Source organism: Allobosea sp. Root381 (genome assembly GCF_001429395.1).
Classification (GTDB): domain Bacteria; phylum Pseudomonadota; class Alphaproteobacteria; order Rhizobiales; family Beijerinckiaceae; genus Allobosea.
On sequence record NZ_LMJT01000012.1, the window covers coordinates 152,473 to 172,531 of the forward strand.

Sequence of the window (20,059 nt, forward strand, 5' to 3'; positions counted from 1 at the left end):
TTACGCCGCGCTGCGCCTCGTCTCCGGCATGCCGGCGCGGACCTCGCCGATCGCCTCGGCGATGGAGGCGCGGACCGCCTCCCAGCTCAGCGAGAAGACGTGGAAGCCCTGGTCGGAGATGCGCTCCTCCGAAAAATCCTTCATCACCCGCTGGATCAGCAGGTTGAGGTCGGACCGGCAGCGATGCAGCGCCGCAATGTCTCCGACCTCCTGGGCCTCCTGCGTCCGCGAGGCGATCTCGATCAGCTTGTCGTTATAGGCGCTGACCCGGATCTTGCGGCGGTTGCGGATCTGCAGGCGGAGCATCATCAGGCCGGAATAGGCGATGGTCAGCATCGAGATGAGGAAGGTGATCTCGTCGCGATAGCGCACCAGCAGGAACGGCTTGGCGCCGTCGTAATAGACTTTTGCGCCGGGGTGGATCGGCAGCGACGGGCCACCCTGCGACGGCCTCGCGATGCCGGCGGCCAGCGGCGTCCTGAAGGCGAGGCGCAGCTGCTCGTCGAACAGGATGCGCGTGAGTTCCTCGACGGCGGCCTCGGGCACGTCCGCGCCTGCGACCAGGTTGATGCCGATCGCCAGCGTCGGCGTGTCCTGCTCGGGCACCGGCGGGAAGCCCTGATAGGTGCCCTGGCTGATGCTGCTCTCGGTGACATAAGGCTTCACCAGCCTGATCGCCGAGGCCTGCTCGACAGGCACGAAGACGAAGGCGTCGCCGCGCTGCTGCACGCGCCGCATGGCCTCGATCGTCGCCGGGTCGCGCAGCGCCCGCACGAAGGCGATCGCGTCGATGTCGCCGCGCTCCAGCGCCGCGAAATTGTCGTTGACCGGCCCGGCCGTAACCTTGATCTCGCCGAGCGGCAGGTCGTGATGCTGTGCCAGGGCGAAGAAATTTTGGTTGCCGGAAGTGCCCTCGGGCGGCAAGGCAAGGCGCTTGCCAGCGAGGTCGCGCAAGCTGCGAATTTGCGAGGATCGGCGCGCGATCAGCTGGAAATGCTCGCGCCCGACGACCGCGACCACCCGCACATTCGGCGCGGTCATGATGTCGGCCTGGACCGAGGCCATGGCGACCTTGCCCTCCGCGACCAGCCGGGCATTTGTCGCGGAGCCGTCGGTGTGGACGATGGCGAGCCGGATCGTGCGCGACTGGCTGGCGACGAGGTCGCTGACTTCGGTCATCAGCTGGTCGATATTGCCGCCGCGCCCGCCGACCGCGACGGTGAGCGTGACCGGCGGCGTCTCGCGGAAGACATACCAGCCGCTCGCGACCGCCGCCGCGACCGCGAGTGCGGCGAGCAGGGCGTAGGAGCCGACAACCAAGACAGACCGCCGAACCATGACATTCTCCCGTCCGGCCGGCCGGTGAGGCAGGAGCCTGCGCGCGCACGAGACGATTCCCGCACGTGATTCGAGGCCCGCAAATTCTGGGCGGCAGCGAGAAATGAGAGAATCGCGGCGGGCTGGCAAGCGGCTCGCCGTCGCCACGACCACAAGTTTGGCGTGCGTTGCCGAAAGGGCACCCTCGCGCCGGCCAATGCGCGTCGCGATCCGGTGGAAGTCTTCAGCGCTTGAAGACTTGGCCGCGCTGAAGACTTGGAACTATAGCGTCGGAGAGATCGCCGGCCTGCCGCCGCCCGATGGCGTGGATGGCTGCTGCTGGTTGCGCCGGTTGAGCATCTCGCCGCGCGATTTGACGACCTGCGCGACCACGACGTCCAGCACCTGCTGCTCTGCGACGCGGCGCACCGCGTTGCGGTCGACGGGACGCGCGGTCTCGAGCTCGCCGAGCTCGATCGTCGACTGGACCAGCGCGTCGACATCCGCCTTGCAGAAGATCATCGCGGCCTTGGCCACCACCTCGGCCTTCTCGTCGGTCGCCAGCATCGGGCCGCCCTCGCGGCCGATGCAGGTCATCATCTTCGTACGGATCAGGGTGCGGGTCTTCTCCAGCACCGCCTTCTTCTCGGCCCGCGCCTGGCTGTCGGCCTCGGAGGGACGGGCGGCGTCGCGGGCGGCGGCAGGGTTCACCGGCCCGCGGATATGACCGCTCTGCCGCGTGCATTCGACCAGCGCCGGTAGCATCTCGCGGGTCGAGGTCAGGGCGAAGGTGAAGCGCTGGTCGTTCGCGACCAGCTCGAGGAAATGGCCATGCCGGAAGGCGGTGATCAGGCCGGATTCGTTCGGCATCGTGATCGCGATCATATTCGTGGTCTTGGCCTCGGCGCTTACAGAGATCGGCGCGCCGCGATCGAAGATCAGCTGCAGCTGGAGCCGGGCGCCCGGCTGCAGCTTCCAGCGCTGATGGGCGAAGCCGAGCAGCCATTTGAGATCGGACGTCACCGAGGTGAACATCCGCGTGCCGTTCTTGTAGCTGGCGTTGACGGCGCAATGCGAGAAGGCGCCGGTGGTGTCGTTGGTGAAGGCGCCGCCCGACCAGTTGCCGACGACGATCTTACCGTAAGGTCCTGCGGCCAGAGCCGCCCCCGGCGCCGACAACAACGCCAGGGTAACGAGTAGTCCACGCATCATGCTCGCCTCGACAGACAGGGCGAGGATGGAGCCTCGCGCCGCCAATCGCAATCCCCGAAACGGGGCTGAGGTTCCCTAAGGTCCGTGACGGTTCATGCTGGGCATGGCGAGAATTCCCCTCCGGCGGGTGCCGCGGGGTGAGAGATGCGATCCGAAAGGGAATGCGCGGGGCCTGAAGGCGCGCGGTTCCCGCCGCGTGCCGAATGTCGATGTCGAGTGTCGATGTCGAAGCGGCGCAAACTACCGCCTCCCGACCCCGCGCGCGGTTCTCTGACGAAGCCCTCGGCCGAGCGGCGGTTCGAGTGACCGGCCTCGGCGAAGGCTCCTCCATGGCGACGGGCCCGCAACGGCCAACCCCATGAACACCGCCATTCCGCCCGGCCGCACGATGCCTCGCGACAGCCCCCTTGGTCGGGCGGAACGGGGGGAGGATAGCCACGGGCGAGAGACCGGGGATAAGTTTCGCGCAACCTGCCGCAGGGTGTCAAAGGAGGAAGCGCGGATGGCCAAGCTGATCGTTTGGAATCTCGTCACGCTGGACGGCTTCTTCGAGGGGCCGACGAAATGGGATCTCGGCTTCCACGGCGAGGTCTGGGGCGAAGAGCTTGCCGCGCTCAGCAAGGAATTCGGCGAGAAGGCCGGGCTTCTGGTCTTCGGCCGCGTCACCTATGAGGGGATGAAGGCCTATTGGACGACGGCTGACGAGGAGGAGGGCGAGGTCAAGACCTTCATGAACGCCCTGCCCAAGCTCGTCGCCTCCCGCAGCCTGACCCGGTCGGACTGGAACAACACCGAGGTCACCGCCGACATCGCAGGCGAGATCGGGCGGCGCCGCGCGGCGCTGGCCAAGGACATCTATGTCTTCGGCAGCGCCGAGCTGACCGATTCCCTGCTGCGCGAGGGGCTGGTCGACGAGATCATGCTCTGCCTCGCGCCGATCGTGCTCGGGGAAGGCACGCCCTTCTTCAAGCCGGGCAGCCCCGCCCGCAAGCTCGCGTTGACGCAGGCGCGCCCGCTCGCCAACGGCGCGGTGATCCTGAACTACGCCGTGCCGCGGTAGAACCGGGCCCGATCAGGTTGCTTTGTATCTGATCGGTGCGTGCTCTGAGCCTCAGCCCTTCCGCACCATCAGCACGGCGGCGAGGATCGCGACGCCGCCGAAGGCCTGGGCCGGGGAGGGCTGCTCGCCGAAGATCGCCCAGGCCGCGAGCACGCTGACCATGGACGGCCAGACCATGACGAGGGAGGCGGCGCCGGCGCCGTAGCTGCCGAGCGAAAGGGTGATCAGGCCCTGCCCGAGCGCATGCGAGACGAGGCCGAGCCCGATCACCGCGAGCCAGCCGGTCAGGCTGGCTGGGATGATGGTCTCGCCGAGCGTGAGCGCCGCGACAAGGCAGAAGACGGCGCAGGTCGCGCTCGAGATCAGGCTGATCCGGCCGGCCTCGGCGCGGTCGCGAGCGCGGCGCACGGCGATGATGTAGGCGGCATAGGAGAGGGCGGCCGCGATGGCGAGGCTGTCGCCCATCAGCGCGCCCGGCGACGGCGCGGCAGTGCCTGCGAATTTGGGCAGCACCAGCATGAGCGCGCCGCCAAGCGCCAGCGCCAGCGCGCCCAGCACGCGTCGGCTCGGCCGCTCGCCGAGCAGGAGCCAGCCGCCGAGCACGACCGCGACCGGCGAGAGATTGCCGAGCAGCGAGGCGTTGGCGATGGTCGTGAAGCCGAGCGAGGCATTGTAGAGCACGACGTCGATGCCGAAGAGGATGCCGGCCAGGACAATCGGGAACATGACCCCTGGCCCGGCCGCGGTCCCGCGCCGGGGCCGGCGCTGCTCCAGCCCCATCCATAGGGCGAGCACAGGCATGGCGAAGGCCATGCGCCAGAAGCCGGCGGAGGCCGGGCCGACATCGGCGAAGCGCACGAAGATGCCGGAGAAGCCGATGCAGGTCGCGCCCGCCAGCAAGGCGAGGAACATCGCGAGCGCGGGCGCGCTGGGCTGCGGCAGGGCGGCTGCCGGGGTCGAAAGGGCGGGGGCGGACATGGTGGCGGCCTTCGGGATGTTTGCTCCCGAACCTCCGCGTCATCCGAGGCTTGCCCCGGGATCCATCGAAAGGCCGATCCTTGTCACGGACGGCGCTCTAAGATGGATCCCGGAGCTGCGCGGCTTTGCCGCTTATTCGGGATGACCCGGTGTTTCGGGCGACTTGTCAGCATCCGTCTACGCCTCTTTCTTCAATCGAAAGAACGGATTATTCTGATTTAACCATTCTTAAAATCGATCGATGAGGTTGTGCCATGGCGGTGCATTTCGACCTCGCGGCGCTCGACATGCTGGTCGCGGTCGTCGAGAGCGGCGGCTTTACCGCCGCCAGCGCCCGGCTGGGGCGGACGCAGTCGGCGATCTCGGTCCGAATCCAGGACCTTGAAAGCCAGCTCGGCCACAGGCTGCTGGAGCGCTCGCGCCGCGGCGTGGTGCCGACCGATGCCGGCGAGCGGCTGATCGCCCATGCCAGGCGTATGCTCGCGATCCAGCGCGAGGCGCTCGACGATCTCGGCGGCAGCAGCGCCTCGGGCCGGCTGCGCATCGGTATCCCGGACGATTACGTCGATGCCTTCCTGCGCCCCCTGATCGCGCGCTTCGCGGCCGAGCATCCGCGGGTCGAACTCGAGCTGCATTGCGACCTCTCGAAGCAGATCGAGCCAGCGGTGGCGGCGGGGGCATTCGACCTCGCGGTGGTGACGCAGGATCCGAAGCGCCCGGTCGGGGAAGTGGTGCGGCGCGAGCCCGTGGTCTGGATCGCTGCGCGCGGCCACCGGCCGGAGCTGCAGGAGACGCTGCCGCTGGCGCTGTTCTCGGAAGGCTGCCGGGTGCGCCCGCGCCTGCTCGCGGCGCTGAACCAGGCCGGGAAGGACTATCGCCTTGTGTTCTCCTGCTCGCATACCTCCGGCATGCTCTCGGCGGTCGAGGCCGGTTTCTGCATCACGGCTGTTACGGAAAGCGCGGTGCCGCCGTCGATGCGCAGGCTCGGTCCGGCCGAGGGGCTGCCGCCCCTGTTCGAGCTCAGCGTCGGGCTCATCATGGGGCCGAAGCCCGGGCTGGCGGCGCGCCGCTTCGCGGCGGCACTGCGCGAGGAGATGGCCGCACCGCGGCTGGTGGCGTGAGGTTCCTGGGTCATTCCCGGCCGCAGCGAAGCGAAGAGCCGGGAATCTGCGGCAAGAGATGCTCGGGTCTGCACCCGAGCATGACGGCCTGCATTGCCCTTTGCCCTCGCGATCACTACTGAGACAGCATGAAATTCCTCGACCAGGCCAAGATCTATGTGAAGGCGGGTGACGGCGGCGCCGGCTGCGTCTCGTTCCGCCGCGAAAAATTCATCGAGTTCGGCGGGCCCAATGGCGGCGACGGCGGGCGCGGCGGTGACATCGTGATCGAATGCGTGCAGGGCCTCAACACGCTGATCGACTTCCGCTTCCAGCAGCATTTCAAGGCGAAGATCGGCGGGCACGGCATGGGCGCCGACCGGCACGGCGCCAATGGCGAGACCAAGGTGCTCAAGGTGCCGCCGGGAACGCAGGTCTTCGACGAGGATGGCGAGACCCTGATCGCCGATCTGACCGAGCCCGGCCAGCGCTTCGTCCTGTGCAAGGGCGGCAATGGCGGCTTCGGCAATGCCTATTTCAAGACCTCGACCAACCAGGCGCCGCGCCATGCCAATCCGGGCCTGATCGGCGAGGAGCGTTGGGTCTGGCTGCGGTTGAAGCTCATCGCCGATGCCGGGCTCGTCGGGCTGCCCAATGCCGGCAAGTCGACGTTCCTGGCGACGGTGACGGCCGCCAAGCCGAAGATCGCGGATTATCCCTTCACGACCCTGCATCCTGGGCTCGGCGTCGTGCGCGTCGATGGCCGCGAGATGGTGCTCGCGGATATTCCGGGCCTGATCGAGGGCGCGCATGAGGGCCATGGCCTTGGCGACCGCTTCCTCGGCCATGTCGAGCGCTGTCGCGTGCTGCTGCATCTCGTCGAGGGCACCAGCGAGCATGCCGGCAAGGCCTACAAGACCGTGCGGGCCGAATTGGAAGCCTATGGCGAGGGTCTGGCCGAGAAGCCCGAGATCGTGGCGCTGTCGAAGGTGGACGCGCTCTCGCCCGAGTTGTTGAAGGAGCAGGTCGCGCGGTTGAAGCGCGCCGCTAAGCGCATGCCTATCGTGCTGTCTTCCGCTTCGGGCGAAGGCGTGGAAGCGGCGCTGCGCGCGCTCTTCACCTATGTCGAGGAGGCCCGCAGGGAAGAAGCCCGCGACGCCGCCCCGACCGAGGAAACCGGCTGGCGGCCGTAAGCCGCGGTCTCATCAGCGCGTGGCGCGGCGGGTCGTGCGGACGACCGTCGGGGCGGTGATCGCGCCGGCGGCGCCGCCCACGACCGCACCCACCGGGCCGCCGACGACGGCTCCCGTACCCGCCCCCGCTGCGGCACCGCCGATGCGCTGTTCGGTGGTGTTGCAGGCTGCGAGTGTCAATGCGCCTGCCGCGAGCAGAGCCAAGGTCGACATCTTCATGGTGCACGTTCTCCGCGTTGCATCAGCCGGCAACGCCGGACCCAAGCGGGAGTTCCGAGCGCGAACGGGATGAGCGCCGCGGAACCGGGGATTGTTCAGCTTTCCTTCGCGCCAAACGCGCCTCGGCCCTTGCGATCGGCGGAAAAATCCGTATACAGCCCCCATCGCATCAGCCGCACCAATCGCGTGGTCGATGCGGGCCGGTCTCCGGTTCGCAGCGTTCGTTTCGTTTTGGCAGGCTTTGTTTTTCGACCGGTTCGTCCATCTGGGGCGGATCGATGGAGTTGAGACCATGAAGATCCGCAATTCGCTGAAGTCGCTGCGCGCCCGTCACCGCGACAACCAGCTCGTGCGCCGCAAGGGCCGCGTCTACATCATCAACAAGGTCCAGAAGCGCTTCAAGGCGCGCCAGGGCTGAGGTCGCGGCGGCCTTCTCGGCCGCCGGACTGCCTTGGGGACGGTATCGAATGGCGGGGCGCCTTGCGGCGTGTCCCGCCTTTTGGTGTTTCCGGTCTCTTTCTCGTGAGCCGGCCCGGCGGTCGATTGACCTGACCGCCGGGCCGGCTACATTTGTGGGCATGATCATCGTCCGCACGCTATCCGCCGGGCTGCTGCTGGCGCTGGCGGCTGCCCTTCCCGTCGCATGGGCGCAGGATGCCGTGCCGCCGCAGCGGCCGGGCGCCGTGGCTCCCGACGACCGGGATGACAGGCCGCAGGCGACTCCCAGCCCCATGCGCGGGCCCGCCGCGACGCTGGAGCGGCTGTTCGAGCGGCTGGCCGCCGCCAAGACCCCGGAAGAGGCCAAGGGCATCGCCAACCTGATCCAGCGTCGCTGGGCCCGTTCCGGCTCGCCCACCGCCGATCTGCTGATGACGCGCGCCCAGACGGCGATGAAAGGCAAGCAGATCGAGCTCGCGATCGAGCTCCTCGACCGCGTCATCACCCTGGAACCGGACTGGGCAGAGGGCTGGAACCAGCGTGCCAACGCGCTCTTCCTCGCCGGCGACCCGATCCGCTCGATCTATGACATCGGCGAGGCGCTGAAGCGCGAGCCGCGCCATTACGGCGCGATGATGGGGCTCGGCACCATCCTGCGCCAGCAGGGTGACGACAAGCGCGCCATGATCGCTTATCGCCGGGCGCTGGCGGTCTATCCGCAGCTCGAGGCGGTCAAGGACGCGGTCGAATCGCTCAAGACCGAGGTCGATGGCCGCGACGCCTGAACCATCGACGAAATCGCCGCCGCAGCTGAAGCGCGGCATGGTGATCCGCTGGCTTTTCGCCGCCGCCGTCGTGGCGATGGCAGGTCTCCTGTTCTGGTCGGAATGGCTCGGCGCGCAAGCTGCGCGGCGCTATCCGCCGCTGGGGAGCTTCGTGGCGGTCGCCGGCGGGCGGCTGCATTATCGCGAGAGCCGCCCTGCGACCGAGCCGCGCGGCACCGTCGTTCTGATCCATGGCGCCTCCGCGGGCCACGCCGACCTGCTGGCGACGCTCGGGCCCGAGCTCGGCCATTACCGCGTCATCGCGATCGACCGGCCGGGACAGGGCTGGAGCGACCGGCTGGCGGGGGATGCCATGGCCGATCCGGGACGGCAGGCCGAGGTGCTGATGCAGGCGCTCGATGCGGTCGCGCCCGAGCATGTCGTGCTGGTGGCGCATTCGCTGGCCGGGGCGGCCGCCGGCCGCATTGCGCTCGAGCGACCGGAGCGGCTGCGCGGGCTCGTGCTGCTGGGCGCGATCACCCACCCCTGGGACGGTCGCATCGGCTGGTATCAGCGTGTCGCCGCCTGGCCGCTGCTCGGTCCGGTCTTCGTCCGACTGGTCGGGGTGCCGGCTGCGAGCCTGCTTCTGGAGAAGGGCGCGGAGAGGGCCTTCGCGCCGCGCCCAATGCCGCGGGGCTATCTCGAAACCGGCGAGGTCGCGCTGACACTGCGGCCGGCGAGCTTCCGGGCCAATTCCCGGGACGTCGCCGTGGCCAACGCCTTCGTCGCGGCCCAGGCGCCGCACTATGGCGAGCTCAAGGTTCCTGTGGTCGCGATCACCGGAGACAGCGACACCATCGTTTCGCCGATGAACCATTCGGCGGCGATTGCGCGCCAGGCGCCGCAGGGCAGGTTCGTGCTGCTCCCGGGCGTCGGCCACATGCCGCATCATGCGGCGCCAGAGATCATCGTCGAGGCAATCGACCAGATGGTCGGGCCCCGGTCGGGGCTGGCGCTGAACTGAGAGGCGCCCTTCGCGCTTGGATCCGCGCCGTCACCCCGGGTCGGCGCCGCTGGGCGCGGTCTGTCCGGGATGACAGCGCGTTTCCACGAGAAAAGCAGCGGGCTCGATGGCGCGAGACGGCTCACGCCTTCTCGACATGCTCCTTCGCGATGAAGGCGATGCGGACCATGTTGGTGGCACCGGGCGTCCCGAAGGGCACGCCGGCGACGACGATGATGCGGTCGCCGAGCTTGGCGAAGTGTTCGCGCACGGCGAATTTGCAGGCGCGCGAGGCCATGTCGTCGATGTCGCTGGCATCCTTCGTCACCACCGCATGCACGCCCCAGACCAGGGTCAGGCGGCGCGCGGCGGCGCGGTTCGGCGTCAGGGCGATCACGGTCGAGTCCGGTCGCTCGCGGGCGAGGCGGAAAGCGGTCGAGCCCGAGGAGGTCCAGGCGGCGATGACCTTCAGCTTCAGCGTCGTGGCGATCTCGTGAGAGGCCTTGGCGATGGCGTCGGCGCCGGTCTGCTCCGGCTCGGTGCGCTGTGCCTCCAGGAGCGAGCGGTAGACCGACTCGTTCTCGACCTCCTCGGCGATGCGGTTCATCATCGAAACCGCCTCGATCGGGAACTGCCCGGCGGCGCTCTCGGCCGAGAGCATCACCGCGTCGGCGCCCTCGAAGACGGCGTTGGCAACGTCGGAGACCTCGGCGCGGGTCGGCACCGGGCTGGTGATCATGCTCTCCAGCATCTGCGTCGCGACGACGACCGGCTTGCCCATGCGGCGGCTGACCGCGATGATCCGCTTCTGCGTGCCGGGGACCTTCTCGAGCGGCATCTCGACGCCGAGATCGCCGCGCGCGACCATGAGCGCGTCGGACGCCTCGATGATCTCCTCGAGCCGGCCCAGCGCCTGCGGCTTCTCGATCTTGGCCATGGCGAGCGCGCGCCCGCGCACGATCTTGCGCAGGTCGGCCATGTCCTCGGGGCGCTGCACGAAGGAGAGCGCGATCCAGTCGACCCCGGCCTCGGCCGCGGCCTCGGCGTCGGAGCGGTCCTTCTCGGTCATGGCCGAGACGGCGATGATGGTGTCGGGCAGGCTGACGCCCTTGCGCGAGGACAGGCGCCCGCCGACGACGACGCGCGTCACCGCCTGCTTCTCGCTCGCCTTCTCGACGGTGAGCCGAAGCTTGCCGTCGTCGAGGATCAGGGTGTGGCCGGGCTCCAGCGCGGACAGGATTTCGGGATGGGGCAGGTGGACGCGCTTGGCCGTGCCGGGGGCGGGATCGGAATCGAAGGTGAAGCGCGCGCCGTTCTCCAGCGTGACCGCGCCGTCGCCCCCGAAGGCACCAACGCGGAGCTTCGGGCCCTGCAGGTCGGCGAGGATGCCGACCGGGCGGCGGAACTGCGTCTCCAGCGCGCGCAGCATCGCTACCCGCTCCGGCAGCGACTCGCGCTGGGTGTGGCTCATATTGATGCGGAAGACGTCGACGCCGGCCTCGAACAGCTTCGCGCACATCTCGGGCGTCGAGGAGGCGGGCCCCAGCGTGGCGATGATCTTGATGCTGCGCTCGCGTTTCATGGGGTATCCTTGGGCTGTCCTTCAGGGCCGCGCGGGGGCGCCGCCGGTGGTGTCGGTCAACTGGATCGTCCAGCTCTTCTGCTCGCCCGTATCGACCTCGAAGAAGCCGGCGCGGTCATAGCCGCGGGCCAGACAGTCTTCTATCCCGCGAATGGTGAATTCCTTGTTGCGGGTACACATCACGGATTTGCCGGTCCATTCGCCGCCGCGGTCATAATCGATGGCGTGGACGTAATAGAAGCGGGCGGCGAGCGTGCCGCGCAGCAGCGTCTCGCAGGCGCGCGGAGCGATGTTCCACCAGCCCTCGGTGATCCAGCCCTGCGCGTCGCGATAGCCGATCGCCACCCCGACGCGGCTGCTCGTCGTGTTGCACATGCGCAGGTCGGCGAAGGCGGGCGCTGCCCCGAAGAGCAGTCCGGCCATCGCCAGAGCGAGGCGCAGGAGCGGGCGTAGCGTTGGTTTCATTCTCAAGGTTCGATCAGAATCACGCGGCAATCATTCACGTTGGTCAGCGTCGGCCCGGTCCGCAGCAAATCACCCAGCGGCTCGAAGAAGCCGGTCGAATCGTTGTCGGCCAGACATTCGGCAGGAAAGAGGCCGAGGCCTGCGGCACGTGCCAGCGTGGTTGCGTCGATGATCGCGCCGGCCGGGTCGGTGGCCTCGCCGCCGCCGCCATCGGTGCCGTCCGTGTCGCCCGAGAGCGCGACGATGCCGGGCTCCGACCCGAGCGCGATGGCGAGCGCCAGCGCATATTCCTGGTTCGGCCCGCCCCGGCCCGTGCCGCGCAGCGTCACGGTCAGCTCTCCGCCCGAGAGGATCGCCGCGCGCCGGCCCTGCCGCCTGAGCGACAGCGCCAGCTCGGCATGCCGGGCGGCGACCTCGCGGGCCTCGCCTTCCAGGTCGGGGCCGAGGTCATGAACCTCGTAGCCCAGCGCGACAGCGGCCGCATGGGCGGCGGCGATGGAGTCGGCCGGGCGAGCGATGATGCGGAATTCGGTTCTGGCAAAGGCATCGTGGCCGGGTCTCGGCGTCTCGCTGGCGGCGTCCGCCAGCAGGGCTTCGGCGGCCGCTGGCAGGGCAAGTCCGTAGCGCGCCACGATTGCGCGGGCCTGATCGATTGTCGTCGGGTCGGCGACCGTCGGGCCCGAGGCGATGGCCGTCGGCTCGTCGCCCGGTACATCGGAGATCGCGAGCGTCAGCAGGCGCGCAGGCGCCGCGGCCAGGGCCAGCCGGCCGCCCTTGATGCGGGAGAGCCGCTTGCGGACGATGTTCATCTCGCCGATCGGCGCGCCGGAGCGCAGCAGCGCCTTGTTGACGGCCTGCTTCTCGGCGAGCGTCAGCGCGCCTGCAGGCGCGACCCAGTTGGCCGAGCCGCCACCCGAGAGCAGCACGAGCACGAGATCCTCGGCAGTGGCCGCGGACGCCAGTTCGAGCGCGCGCGTGGCGCTGTCGATGCTGCCCTGGTCCGGCACGGGATGGCCGGCCGCCACCATCGGGATGTGGCGCGTCCGCGCCTCATAGCCATGGCGCGCGACGGCGTGGCCGAGGAGGCGTTCGGGCGGAAAGCCCGAATCGAGATAGTGGGCTTCGGCCAGGGCCGTCATGCTGCCGGCGGCCTTGCCGGCGGCGAGCAGGATCAGGCGGCCGGCCTCGGGAGCGGGCGGGAGATGGGGCGGCAGGCAGCCGGCGGGATGGGCCCGCGCGACCGCAGCATCGAAGATGGCACGCGCGCTGGCGCGCATCCGGTCCGTCGCATCGCTGGATTGCTGCAAGGCTGCCCCGTTCCGCCATCGGCTGCCGCCGAGCGGGCCGAGCTTCCGTCGCGATTCTTTTAAGTGGCGTGGCTGCAGCCGTCACCCGCCTTTTGCCGATACAGTGATACTTCTTGCCGGGCCGGCCGATCGGTGGTGCTCCCGGGCCTGCTGCTTCACGCGACTGTTGAGAGTTTCCGCCTGCGTCCCGCTTGCGGCTTGACGGCAGGGTCTGCGCGGTGCGAACCCTCCGGCCAAATCCCCATCATCGAGAAGGACATCAGATGGACGATCCGGTTGCTGGCGACCAGCTGAAGAGCATCGTGGAGCGCATCGAGCGTCTCGAGGAAGAGAAGAAGACCATCGCCGACGACATCAAGGAGGTCTATGCCGAGGCCAAGGGCAACGGCTACGACGTCAAGGTGCTGCGCAAGGTCATCGCCATCCGCAAGCGCGACGCCAATGAGCGCGCCGAGGAGGAGGCGATCCTCGACCTTTATCTCCAGGCCGTCGGCGAGAGCGCCTGAGCGCTGGCCAAAGCTGAATCAAAACGCCCGCCCCGGGTTTCCGGGGCGGGCGTTTTTCTTTGCTGTGGCCGTTCGATCAGGTGGCGACCTCGGCGAATGGCGTCCATGCGCCATTGCGCCTGCTGGCACGCTTGCCGGAGAATAACCCTCCAGGCCGCCTGAGCCCGGGCTTCGCTCAGCCGTGGGTCCGGAAGCGGAGCTCGTCATCGATGAAGGTTTTCTCCGGAAAGGCCGCCTCATTGGAGCCGAAAGGCATCTGCGCGGTCAGCTTCCAGGACTCCGGAATGTTCCAGGCCTTGGCGACGTCCGCGTCGACGAGCGGATGATAGTGCTGAAGGCTCGCGCCGATATCGGCGTCGGCAAGCGTGGCCCATACCGCCATCTGCGCGATGCCGGTCGAGTGTTCCGACCAGATCGGGAAATTATGCGCGTAGAGAGGGAAGTTGGCCTGAAGCGCTTCAACAGGCTCCTGATCCTCGAAGAACAGGACGGTCCCGGCGCCGCTTGAGAAGCTGTCGATCTTCTTGCTCGTCGCCTCGAAATCGGCGGCCGGCACGATAGACTTCAGCGCGTCCCGGGTGATGTTCCAGAACTTGTCGCTCTCCTTGCCGAAGAGAATGACGGCGCGAGAGCTTTGCGAGTTGAAGCTGGACGGTGACAGGCGGATCGCCTCTCTGATCAGGGCATCCACCTGCGCCTCTGCGATAGGCAGATTTTTGCCAAGGGCATATTGCGTACGGCGCTTCCTAAGCTTGTCGAGCATGGCTTCCTCATATGTGAACGCGTGTCGCGCCGCGGGATCGATGAAGGCCGGGCGGCCTTTCTCTGAGCGCTTCCCAAGGCGCCCTCCCTGCGGGAGCGGGACTTGATAGTGGAGAGGTAGCGGTTCACTTCCTGCATCGGAATGCCCATATTGGGCACCAATCTGTTGCCTGTTGAGGAACACCTGCATGTCTGAGCTGGACGACATCCGCAGCTTCATCGCCGTCGCCGAGAGTGGCGGCTTCGGCCGCGCCGCAGACCATCTCGGCCTCGCCAAATCGGTCGTCAGCCGCAGGATCGCCCGGCTCGAGGCCGATCTCGGGACAAGGCTGCTCAGCCGCACGACGCGGGGCGTGGCGCCGACCGAGGCCGGCATCGAGTTCAAGGCGCGGGGTGAGCGGATTCTCGCCGACCTCGTCGAGGCCCGCGAGTCGGTGGCGATGGCCTCGGAAGGCGTCGCCGGGCGGTTGCGGCTGTCGATGCCGATGACCTTCGGCAACGCCCATGTCGCGCCGCTGCTCGGCGAACTTGCCGGCCGCCATCCGCGGCTCGAGATCGATGTCGAGGCGAGCGACCGCTATGTCGACCTGATCGGCGAGCGCTTCGACGCGGCGATCCGGATCGGCACGCTGAAGGATTCGAGCCTGATCGCGCGCCGGATCGCGCCGGTTCATGCCATCGTCGCGGGGAGCCCCGCCTATCTCGCGCAGAGGGGGCGGCCGAGCGCGCCGCAGGACCTGCTGCAGCATGAATGCCTGCTCTATACCGGCACGAATTCTCCGGACTGGAGCTTTCGCGCCGGCAAGCGAAGGCTGGCGATCCGCCCGGCGGGGCGGCTGCGCTCCGACAGCGGCGAGACCCTGCTCGCCTGGGCGAAGGCGGGGCTCGGCATCGCCCAACTGCCGACCTTCATCGCGAGCGAGGCGATCCGCAGCGGCGAGCTCGAACCGCTGCTGACGGCGTTCCCGATGCAGGAGCACGCGCTCTACGTGGTGCGTCCGCCGGGGGCCTATGTGCCGGGCAAGGTCAGGGTTCTGATCGACCTGCTGGTGGAGCGCTTCGGTGGCGTGCCCTATTGGGATCCCTGCCAGATCGCGGCGCGCGAACGCGGCATTACGCTGGGATTTGCCCCCGGCTCCGAGAACGGGGCGCATCAGCAGGCGTGATGCGCGGCATCACGCGATTTCGCGTGGCTTGCGGCGCGGTTGCCGGCAATCTTGCCCTAACCGCAACGGAGATGTCGGATGCTGCTCGTTGGAATGCTGGATAGCCCCTATGTCCGCCGCGCGGCGATCACGGGCACGCTGCTCGGGCTCGAATTCGAGCATCGCTCGGTCTCGGTCTTCCGTCATATGGAGGCGTTCCGGGCGATCAACCCGCTGATCAAGGCGCCGACGCTTGTCACGGATGACGGCACGGCGATCAGCGAATCCCTTTTGATCATTCAGCATTTCGAGGATGTTGCCGGCCGCTCGCTGCGGCCGGTGGAGGGTAGGGCGCGGGTGCGCGACCTGGCGCTGACCGGCATCGGCATCGTCGCCGCCGACAAGGCGGTCTCGGTTGAATACGAGCGCAAGCGGCCGGAGGCGCAGCGCTACGCCCCATGGCAGCAGCGCATCGTCACGCAGCTTCACACGGCGCTCGACCTGCTCGACCAGGCGGCGGCACGGGGCGAACTCGCCGCCGGGCCGGAACTGCTGCCGAGCGACATCGCGGCCGCGATCGCCTGGGGCTTCTGCCGCTTCGTGATCCCGGAATTCGCGCCCGAGGAACGCTGGCCGGCTCTCGCTGCCCAGGCGCAGGCCTGCGAGGCGCTCGAGGTGTTCAAGGCCTGGCCGATCGACCGCGAATAGCGCGCGGCCCCGGATCGGCGCTGCCTTTCGCTTCACTTCTGCTCAAAAATGCCGCAGGCGACTGCGCCGGTTTCCCTTGAAATCGGGCCATGGAAGCGCATTTTCCGGGGCGAGTTAGGGAAGATTCGCCTCCTGGGGGCAGCGCGCATTCGGCGCTGTTGGCAGGAGATGACAAATGGCTCGTTCCAGAAAGGCCGGCGCAACGACCGGCCAAGGTGAAATCCGCCGGCTCTGGCCCGCGGAACGCGACCTCTTCAAGGCGCATCTGCTGAGGCTCGACGGCGTGACCCGTCGCCAGCGCTTCGGCACGATCGTCGGTGACGATTTCCTCGAGAACTACGCTGTCACCACCTTCGGCATAGGCGGGCTGGTCTATGCCTATATCGAGGATGGCGAGGTGCGCGGTGCTGCCGAGCTGCGCGGGCTGGAGGAGATCGCGGCCCGGACCGGCGAGGCCGCCTTCAGCGTCGAGGTCGAGTGGCGGCGGCGCGGCATCGGCGGGGCGCTGTTCGGCCGCCTGATCACGGCTGCGCGCAACCGCGGGATCCGCACGCTCTACATGACCTGCCTGCCGGAGAACGCCGCGATGCGGCGCCTGGCGCGCAATTTCGAGGCGGATCTCGCCGGCGGCTATGCCGATATCGAGGGCGTGATCGCGACCGGCGGCCCGACGCCCTTCACCATCCTCGACGAGGCGCTCGACACGGCGCGCGGCTTTGCCTCGCTGGCGCTCTCGCTGCAGCGCCGGTTCTGGCGGCCGGCCTTGTTCGGACGGTCGATGGGGGCATGATCGGGGCGGCACCATGCATCGCCGTCATTGCTTCGCTCCGCTCGCAATGACGGGGAAGTGTTCCTACCGGCTCATCGACAGCGCGGCCCCGGACTTGGTCACCGCGCCGTCCATGCTGCCGCCGCTCGAGGCGCGCAGCCGCGCCACCACCGTGCCGCCCTGCTGGTAGAGATAGACCTCGCCGTTGCGGTAATCCCAGGCCGTGACCTTCTGCAGGTCGCGGTTCGAGCAGCCGGAGGCGTTGGCGCGGTAGAGGTCGAGCGCCGGCGAGCTGGAGAGCTGCACGCGGCATGAGCCGCCGGTCGCTTCGCGCGCGGTCCAACTGCCGATCACGCCGTCGCGCGAGGAGACGGCGGGGCGTGCGCTGCCCGCGCGGGCGTCGAGATTGGCGGTTTGGCCGCCGCTGCCGCGCAGGCCGGGCGCCTCGCCGAACTGGCCGCCCGTTTGCGGCGTGTCCTGCGGCATGCCAGGCGCGGTCGGATTGTAATAGGGGTCGCTCGACGGGGGCAGGGCGCTCGGCTGGCCGGGGGCGCCTGGATAGTCGCCCTGGGCAGAGGCTGCCGGATAACCGCCGCCGGGGTAGCCACCGGGATAGCCGCCCGGTGGCGGCAGCGGCTCGGAGGTCACCGGCGCGGAGCTGATGGGCGGGGCGGGCGGCAGGCCGGGCTGGCCATAGGCCTGCGAGGGACCGGGGCCACCGGTGAAGCGCTGGGAGCCGGCGCAGGCGGTCAGCGCCAGAAGCGGCAGCAGGCTCGCGGCCTTGAGAGTCATGGCCATAGTCGCGGTCTTGTTGGTCATGCGGCGTCGATTCCGATCGATCTTGCGTTAGGCCCGGAGAGCCGGTTGCGACTTGAGACTAGATCAGCCCGGTGAACGCGACATGAGCACCATCCACCAATGCGTGCATAGCCCATGCCGCTACGCTTGCGAACCCGTAGCCTCTGATCTGGTTCCCCTGCGTCTGGGGCGGCATAATGGCGCGATCTTCAGGAGATTCTCATGCTGACGCCGCTCGCACCCGCTTCCATCGCCAAGCCCTTCGCCCGCTACAGCCATGGCGTCGAGGTCCCGGCCGGTCACCGGCTGGTCGCCTGCTCGGGGCAGCTCGGCATCGCGGCCGACGGTACGATTCCCGACGATGCGCGGGCGCAGGGCGATCTCTGCTTCGCCAACATCGCCGCGATCCTCGCCGAGGCGGGAATGACGCTCGCCGACATCGTGCGGATCAATGCCTATGTCACCGATCGCGCCCATATGAAGGGCTATATGGAGTCGCGCGACGCCCATGTCGCGACGCCCCCGCCGGCCTCGACGCTGGTGATCGTCTCGGGCTTCACCCTGCCGGAATTCAAGGTCGAGATCGAGGTGCTCGCGGCGGCGGTGTAACGGCGCGTCGGGCGGGGCCCATTTCAGCCTGCCCGTCATGGTCGGGCTTGTCCCGACTATCCACGTCTTCTTCCGGCGAGAGCGGTGGTCAAGACGTCATGCTCGCCACAAGGGCGAGCATGACGTCGAGGGGATCGAGCGGGGCCTCACCCCGCCTTGCGCTTGTTCTGGCGGTTCTCGATCAGGTCGTCGACGACGGCGGGGTCGGCCAAGGTCGAGGTGTCGCCGAGCGCGCCGAACTCGTCCTCGGCGATCTTGCGCAGGATGCGGCGCATGATCTTGCCCGAGCGCGTCTTGGGCAGGCCGGGCGCGAACTGGATCAGGTCCGGCGAGGCGATCGGCCCGATCTCCTTGCGGACATAAGCGACGAGGTCCTTGCGCAGCGTCTCGCTCGGCTTCTCGCCAGTCATCAGCGTGACATAGGCGTAGATGCCCTGACCCTTGATGTCGTGCGGATAGCCGACGACCGCGGCCTCCGAGACCGACGGATGCGCGACCAGCGCCGATTCGACCTCGGCCGTGCCCATGCGGTGGCCGGAGACGTTGATGACGTCGTCGACGCGTCCCGTGATCCAGTAATAGCCGTCGGCGTCGCGCCGGCAGCCGTCGCCGGTGAAGTACTTGTTCGGATAGGTCGCGAAATAGGTTTCCTCGAAGCGCTTGTGGTCGCCATAGACCGTGCGCATCTGGCCGGGCCAGCTCTCGGCGATGACGAGGTTGCCCTCGCAGGCGCCCTCCAGCACCTTGCCTTCGGCATCGACGATCTCCGGCCTGACGCCGAAGAACGGCCGCGTCGCGGAGCCGGGCTTGAGCTTCGTCGCGCCCGGCAACGGCGTGATCAGGATGCCGCCGGTCTCGGTCTGCCACCAGGTGTCGACGATCGGGCAGCGGCGGTCGCCGACGACGCGGTGATACCACTCCCAGGCTTCCGGATTGATCGGCTCGCCCACCGAGCCGAGCAGGCGCAGCGACTTGCGCTTGGTCCTGGTCACCGGCTCCTCGCCCGCGCCCATCAGCGAGCGGATCGCGGTCGGGGCGGTGTAGAAGGTGTTGACCTTGTGCTTGTCGATGACCTCCCAGAAACGCGAGATCGTCGGATAGGTCGGGATGCCCTCGAACATCAGCGTGGTCGCGCCGTTGGCGAGCGGCCCGTAGAGGATGTAGCTGTGGCCGGTCACCCAGCCGACATCGGCGGTGCACCAGTAGATGTCGCCGTCATGATAGTCGAAGACATATTGGTGGGTGATCGCGGTGTAGACCAGATAGCCCGCCGTGGTGTGCAGCACGCCCTTCGGCTTGCCAGTGGAGCCCGAGGTGTAGAGCAGGAAAAGCGGGTCCTCCGCCTTCATCTCGACCGGGGGGCAGTGGCCCGAGGCTTTCGCCGCCTCGTCATGGTACCAGACGTCGCGGCCCTCCTGCATCGAGACGTTGCCGCCGGTGCGCTTCACCACCACCACCTTGCCGATGCCGCCCTTCACCTTGGCGTCGGCCGCGTCGACATTCTTCTTCAGTGGCACGGATCGGCCGCCGCGCAGGCCCTCATCGGCGGTGATGACGATCTTCGAATCGGAGTCCTCGATGCGGCTCGCCAGCGAATCCGGCGAGAAACCGCCGAAGACGACCGAATGGATCGCGCCGATGCGGGCGCAGGCCAGCATCGCATAGGCGGCCTCCGGGATCATCGGCAGGTAGATGGTGACGCGATCGCCCTTCTTGACGCCGTTGGCCTTGAGCACGTTCGCGAACTTGCAGACCTCGGTATAGAGCTGCCCGTAGGAGATCTTCTTCGACTCCGAGGGGTCGTCGCCTTCCCAGATGATCGCGGTCTGCTTGGCGCGGGTGGCGAGATGCCGATCGACGCAGTTGTAGGCGACGTTGGTCGTGCCGTCCTCATACCATTTGATCGCGACCTTGCCCGGCTTGTAGCTGGCGTTCTTGACCTTGGTGAAGGGCTTGAACCAGTCGATCCGCTTGCCCTGCTCGGCCCAGAACTTGTCCGGGTCCTTGATCGAGGCCGCGTACATCTTCTTGTACTTGGCGTCGTTCGCCCAGGCCTTCTTGGCCCAGGCGGCGGGCACGTCATGGATCGTGTCGGTCATGATAAGCGTCTCCCCAGACTTGGGC

The 20,059-nt window shown here is 68.3% G+C and carries 21 protein-coding genes; 11 read left to right on the top strand and 10 right to left on the bottom strand.

The window, feature by feature from the left end:
- Both ASE63_RS12155 and ASE63_RS12160 read right to left on the bottom strand, forming a co-directional pair.
- A complete protein-coding gene (locus ASE63_RS12155; protein WP_082609877.1) occupies positions 1–1,338 on the bottom strand; it encodes a TAXI family TRAP transporter solute-binding subunit in 1,338 nt (445 codons plus the stop codon).
- A 261-nt stretch (positions 1,339–1,599) separates the two neighbouring features.
- The gene (locus ASE63_RS12160) at positions 1,600–2,526 is read right to left on the bottom strand and encodes a hypothetical protein (protein WP_156410318.1); all 927 of its coding nucleotides are present in this window, start codon (positions 2,524–2,526) and stop codon (positions 1,600–1,602) included.
- Between the two features lie 505 nt (positions 2,527–3,031).
- Here ASE63_RS12160 and ASE63_RS12165 point away from each other — a divergent pair.
- The gene (locus ASE63_RS12165) at positions 3,032–3,589 is read left to right on the top strand and encodes a dihydrofolate reductase family protein (RefSeq protein ID WP_056801741.1); all 558 of its coding nucleotides are present in this window, start codon (positions 3,032–3,034) and stop codon (positions 3,587–3,589) included.
- 51 nt (positions 3,590–3,640) lie between these two features.
- Here the strand turns inward: ASE63_RS12165 and ASE63_RS12170 are convergent, their stop codons facing one another.
- Positions 3,641–4,567, bottom strand: a complete 927-nt coding sequence (locus ASE63_RS12170; RefSeq protein WP_056801282.1) for a DMT family transporter — start codon at positions 4,565–4,567, stop codon at positions 3,641–3,643.
- 254 nt (positions 4,568–4,821) lie between these two features.
- Between ASE63_RS12170 and ASE63_RS12175 the strand changes: the two genes are divergently transcribed.
- Positions 4,822–5,688 (top strand): LysR substrate-binding domain-containing protein, encoded by an 867-nt coding sequence (locus ASE63_RS12175; RefSeq protein WP_056801284.1) that lies wholly within the window; start codon positions 4,822–4,824, stop codon positions 5,686–5,688.
- A gap of 128 nt (positions 5,689–5,816) precedes the next feature.
- Complete coding sequence (gene obgE / locus ASE63_RS12180) at positions 5,817–6,860, top strand: GTPase ObgE (protein ID WP_056801287.1); 1,044 nt, start codon at positions 5,817–5,819, stop codon at positions 6,858–6,860.
- A 12-nt stretch (positions 6,861–6,872) separates the two neighbouring features.
- Here obgE and ASE63_RS12185 read toward each other — a convergent pair whose 3' ends face one another.
- Positions 6,873–7,079, bottom strand: a complete 207-nt coding sequence (locus ASE63_RS12185; protein ID WP_056801289.1) for a hypothetical protein — start codon at positions 7,077–7,079, stop codon at positions 6,873–6,875.
- 292 nt (positions 7,080–7,371) lie between these two features.
- On the opposite strand from ASE63_RS12185, the gene ykgO reads away from it, so the two are divergent.
- From ykgO to ASE63_RS12200, 3 genes are all read left to right on the top strand, one after another.
- Entirely contained in the window at positions 7,372–7,497 is a 126-nt protein-coding gene (gene ykgO, locus ASE63_RS12190; RefSeq protein ID WP_038363015.1) for a type B 50S ribosomal protein L36, read from the top strand.
- A gap of 160 nt (positions 7,498–7,657) precedes the next feature.
- On the top strand, positions 7,658–8,302 hold the full coding sequence (locus ASE63_RS12195) for a tetratricopeptide repeat protein (protein WP_056801291.1): 645 nt from the start codon (positions 7,658–7,660) through the stop codon (positions 8,300–8,302).
- Positions 8,286–9,305, top strand: coding sequence for an alpha/beta hydrolase (locus tag ASE63_RS12200; RefSeq protein ID WP_056801293.1), 1,020 nt, complete (start codon positions 8,286–8,288; stop codon positions 9,303–9,305). Before ASE63_RS12195 ends, ASE63_RS12200 begins: the two co-directional genes overlap by 17 nt.
- A gap of 121 nt (positions 9,306–9,426) precedes the next feature.
- On the opposite strand, the gene pyk is transcribed toward ASE63_RS12200, so the two are convergent.
- From pyk to ASE63_RS12215, 3 genes are read right to left on the bottom strand one after another with little or no spacing between them, the layout of a single operon-like run.
- Positions 9,427–10,866 (bottom strand): pyruvate kinase, encoded by a 1,440-nt coding sequence (gene pyk / locus ASE63_RS12205; RefSeq protein ID WP_056801295.1) that lies wholly within the window; start codon positions 10,864–10,866, stop codon positions 9,427–9,429.
- Between the two features lie 21 nt (positions 10,867–10,887).
- Entirely contained in the window at positions 10,888–11,331 is a 444-nt protein-coding gene (locus ASE63_RS12210) for a DUF1036 domain-containing protein (protein ID WP_056801297.1), read from the bottom strand.
- A 2-nt stretch (positions 11,332–11,333) separates the two neighbouring features.
- Positions 11,334–12,608, bottom strand: coding sequence for a DUF4147 domain-containing protein (locus ASE63_RS12215; RefSeq protein ID WP_056801299.1), 1,275 nt, complete (start codon positions 12,606–12,608; stop codon positions 11,334–11,336).
- A gap of 293 nt (positions 12,609–12,901) precedes the next feature.
- Between ASE63_RS12215 and ASE63_RS12220 the strand changes: the two genes are divergently transcribed.
- A complete protein-coding gene (locus ASE63_RS12220; protein ID WP_056801301.1) occupies positions 12,902–13,144 on the top strand; it encodes a DUF2312 domain-containing protein in 243 nt (80 codons plus the stop codon).
- Positions 13,145–13,319: 175 nt separating this feature from the next.
- Here the strand turns inward: ASE63_RS12220 and ASE63_RS12225 are convergent, their stop codons facing one another.
- Positions 13,320–13,907 (bottom strand): nitroreductase family protein, encoded by a 588-nt coding sequence (locus ASE63_RS12225; protein ID WP_056801304.1) that lies wholly within the window; start codon positions 13,905–13,907, stop codon positions 13,320–13,322.
- 187 nt (positions 13,908–14,094) lie between these two features.
- Between ASE63_RS12225 and ASE63_RS12230 the strand changes: the two genes are divergently transcribed.
- From ASE63_RS12230 to ASE63_RS12240, 3 genes are all read left to right on the top strand, one after another.
- Positions 14,095–15,072 (top strand): LysR family transcriptional regulator, encoded by a 978-nt coding sequence (locus ASE63_RS12230; protein ID WP_056801307.1) that lies wholly within the window; start codon positions 14,095–14,097, stop codon positions 15,070–15,072.
- Positions 15,073–15,150: 78 nt separating this feature from the next.
- Positions 15,151–15,759 carry a glutathione S-transferase family protein gene (locus ASE63_RS12235; protein WP_056801309.1) on the top strand — a complete coding sequence of 203 codons (609 nt, stop codon included), beginning with the start codon at positions 15,151–15,153 and terminating at the stop codon, positions 15,757–15,759.
- Positions 15,760–15,934: 175 nt separating this feature from the next.
- On the top strand, positions 15,935–16,549 hold the full coding sequence (locus ASE63_RS12240) for a GNAT family N-acetyltransferase (RefSeq protein WP_056801311.1): 615 nt from the start codon (positions 15,935–15,937) through the stop codon (positions 16,547–16,549).
- Positions 16,550–16,612: 63 nt separating this feature from the next.
- Here the strand turns inward: ASE63_RS12240 and ASE63_RS12245 are convergent, their stop codons facing one another.
- Complete coding sequence (locus ASE63_RS12245; protein WP_056801314.1) at positions 16,613–17,347, bottom strand: AprI/Inh family metalloprotease inhibitor; 735 nt, start codon at positions 17,345–17,347, stop codon at positions 16,613–16,615.
- 201 nt (positions 17,348–17,548) lie between these two features.
- Between ASE63_RS12245 and ASE63_RS12250 the strand changes: the two genes are divergently transcribed.
- Positions 17,549–17,935 (top strand): RidA family protein, encoded by a 387-nt coding sequence (locus ASE63_RS12250; protein ID WP_056801316.1) that lies wholly within the window; start codon positions 17,549–17,551, stop codon positions 17,933–17,935.
- 146 nt (positions 17,936–18,081) lie between these two features.
- On the opposite strand, the gene acs is transcribed toward ASE63_RS12250, so the two are convergent.
- Positions 18,082–20,034, bottom strand: coding sequence for an acetate--CoA ligase (gene acs, locus ASE63_RS12255; RefSeq protein ID WP_056801317.1), 1,953 nt, complete (start codon positions 20,032–20,034; stop codon positions 18,082–18,084).
- Positions 20,035–20,059 lie beyond the last annotated feature (25 nt).

Excerpts from the sequence above, each read along its gene's own strand:
- ASE63_RS12155 (WP_082609877.1), bottom strand. The coding sequence starts at position 1,338 with ATGGTTCGGCGGTCTGTCTTGGTTGTCGGCTCCTACGCCCTGCTCGCC.
- ASE63_RS12160 (WP_156410318.1), bottom strand. The coding sequence starts at position 2,526 with ATGCGTGGACTACTCGTTACCCTGGCGTTGTTGTCGGCGCCGGGGGCG.
- ASE63_RS12165 (WP_056801741.1), top strand. The coding sequence starts at position 3,032 with ATGGCCAAGCTGATCGTTTGGAATCTCGTCACGCTGGACGGCTTCTTC.
- ASE63_RS12170 (WP_056801282.1), bottom strand. The coding sequence starts at position 4,567 with ATGTCCGCCCCCGCCCTTTCGACCCCGGCAGCCGCCCTGCCGCAGCCC.
- ASE63_RS12175 (WP_056801284.1), top strand. The coding sequence starts at position 4,822 with ATGGCGGTGCATTTCGACCTCGCGGCGCTCGACATGCTGGTCGCGGTC.
- obgE (WP_056801287.1), top strand. The coding sequence starts at position 5,817 with ATGAAATTCCTCGACCAGGCCAAGATCTATGTGAAGGCGGGTGACGGC.
- ASE63_RS12185 (WP_056801289.1), bottom strand. The coding sequence starts at position 7,079 with ATGAAGATGTCGACCTTGGCTCTGCTCGCGGCAGGCGCATTGACACTC.
- ykgO (WP_038363015.1), top strand. The coding sequence starts at position 7,372 with ATGAAGATCCGCAATTCGCTGAAGTCGCTGCGCGCCCGTCACCGCGAC.
- ASE63_RS12195 (WP_056801291.1), top strand. The coding sequence starts at position 7,658 with ATGATCATCGTCCGCACGCTATCCGCCGGGCTGCTGCTGGCGCTGGCG.
- ASE63_RS12200 (WP_056801293.1), top strand. The coding sequence starts at position 8,286 with ATGGCCGCGACGCCTGAACCATCGACGAAATCGCCGCCGCAGCTGAAG.
- pyk (WP_056801295.1), bottom strand. The coding sequence starts at position 10,866 with ATGAAACGCGAGCGCAGCATCAAGATCATCGCCACGCTGGGGCCCGCC.
- ASE63_RS12210 (WP_056801297.1), bottom strand. The coding sequence starts at position 11,331 with ATGAAACCAACGCTACGCCCGCTCCTGCGCCTCGCTCTGGCGATGGCC.
- ASE63_RS12215 (WP_056801299.1), bottom strand. The coding sequence starts at position 12,608 with ATGCGCGCCAGCGCGCGTGCCATCTTCGATGCTGCGGTCGCGCGGGCC.
- ASE63_RS12220 (WP_056801301.1), top strand. The coding sequence starts at position 12,902 with ATGGACGATCCGGTTGCTGGCGACCAGCTGAAGAGCATCGTGGAGCGC.
- ASE63_RS12225 (WP_056801304.1), bottom strand. The coding sequence starts at position 13,907 with ATGCTCGACAAGCTTAGGAAGCGCCGTACGCAATATGCCCTTGGCAAA.
- ASE63_RS12230 (WP_056801307.1), top strand. The coding sequence starts at position 14,095 with ATGTCTGAGCTGGACGACATCCGCAGCTTCATCGCCGTCGCCGAGAGT.
- ASE63_RS12235 (WP_056801309.1), top strand. The coding sequence starts at position 15,151 with ATGCTGCTCGTTGGAATGCTGGATAGCCCCTATGTCCGCCGCGCGGCG.
- ASE63_RS12240 (WP_056801311.1), top strand. The coding sequence starts at position 15,935 with ATGGCTCGTTCCAGAAAGGCCGGCGCAACGACCGGCCAAGGTGAAATC.
- ASE63_RS12245 (WP_056801314.1), bottom strand. The coding sequence starts at position 17,347 with ATGACCAACAAGACCGCGACTATGGCCATGACTCTCAAGGCCGCGAGC.
- ASE63_RS12250 (WP_056801316.1), top strand. The coding sequence starts at position 17,549 with ATGCTGACGCCGCTCGCACCCGCTTCCATCGCCAAGCCCTTCGCCCGC.
- acs (WP_056801317.1), bottom strand. The coding sequence starts at position 20,034 with ATGACCGACACGATCCATGACGTGCCCGCCGCCTGGGCCAAGAAGGCC.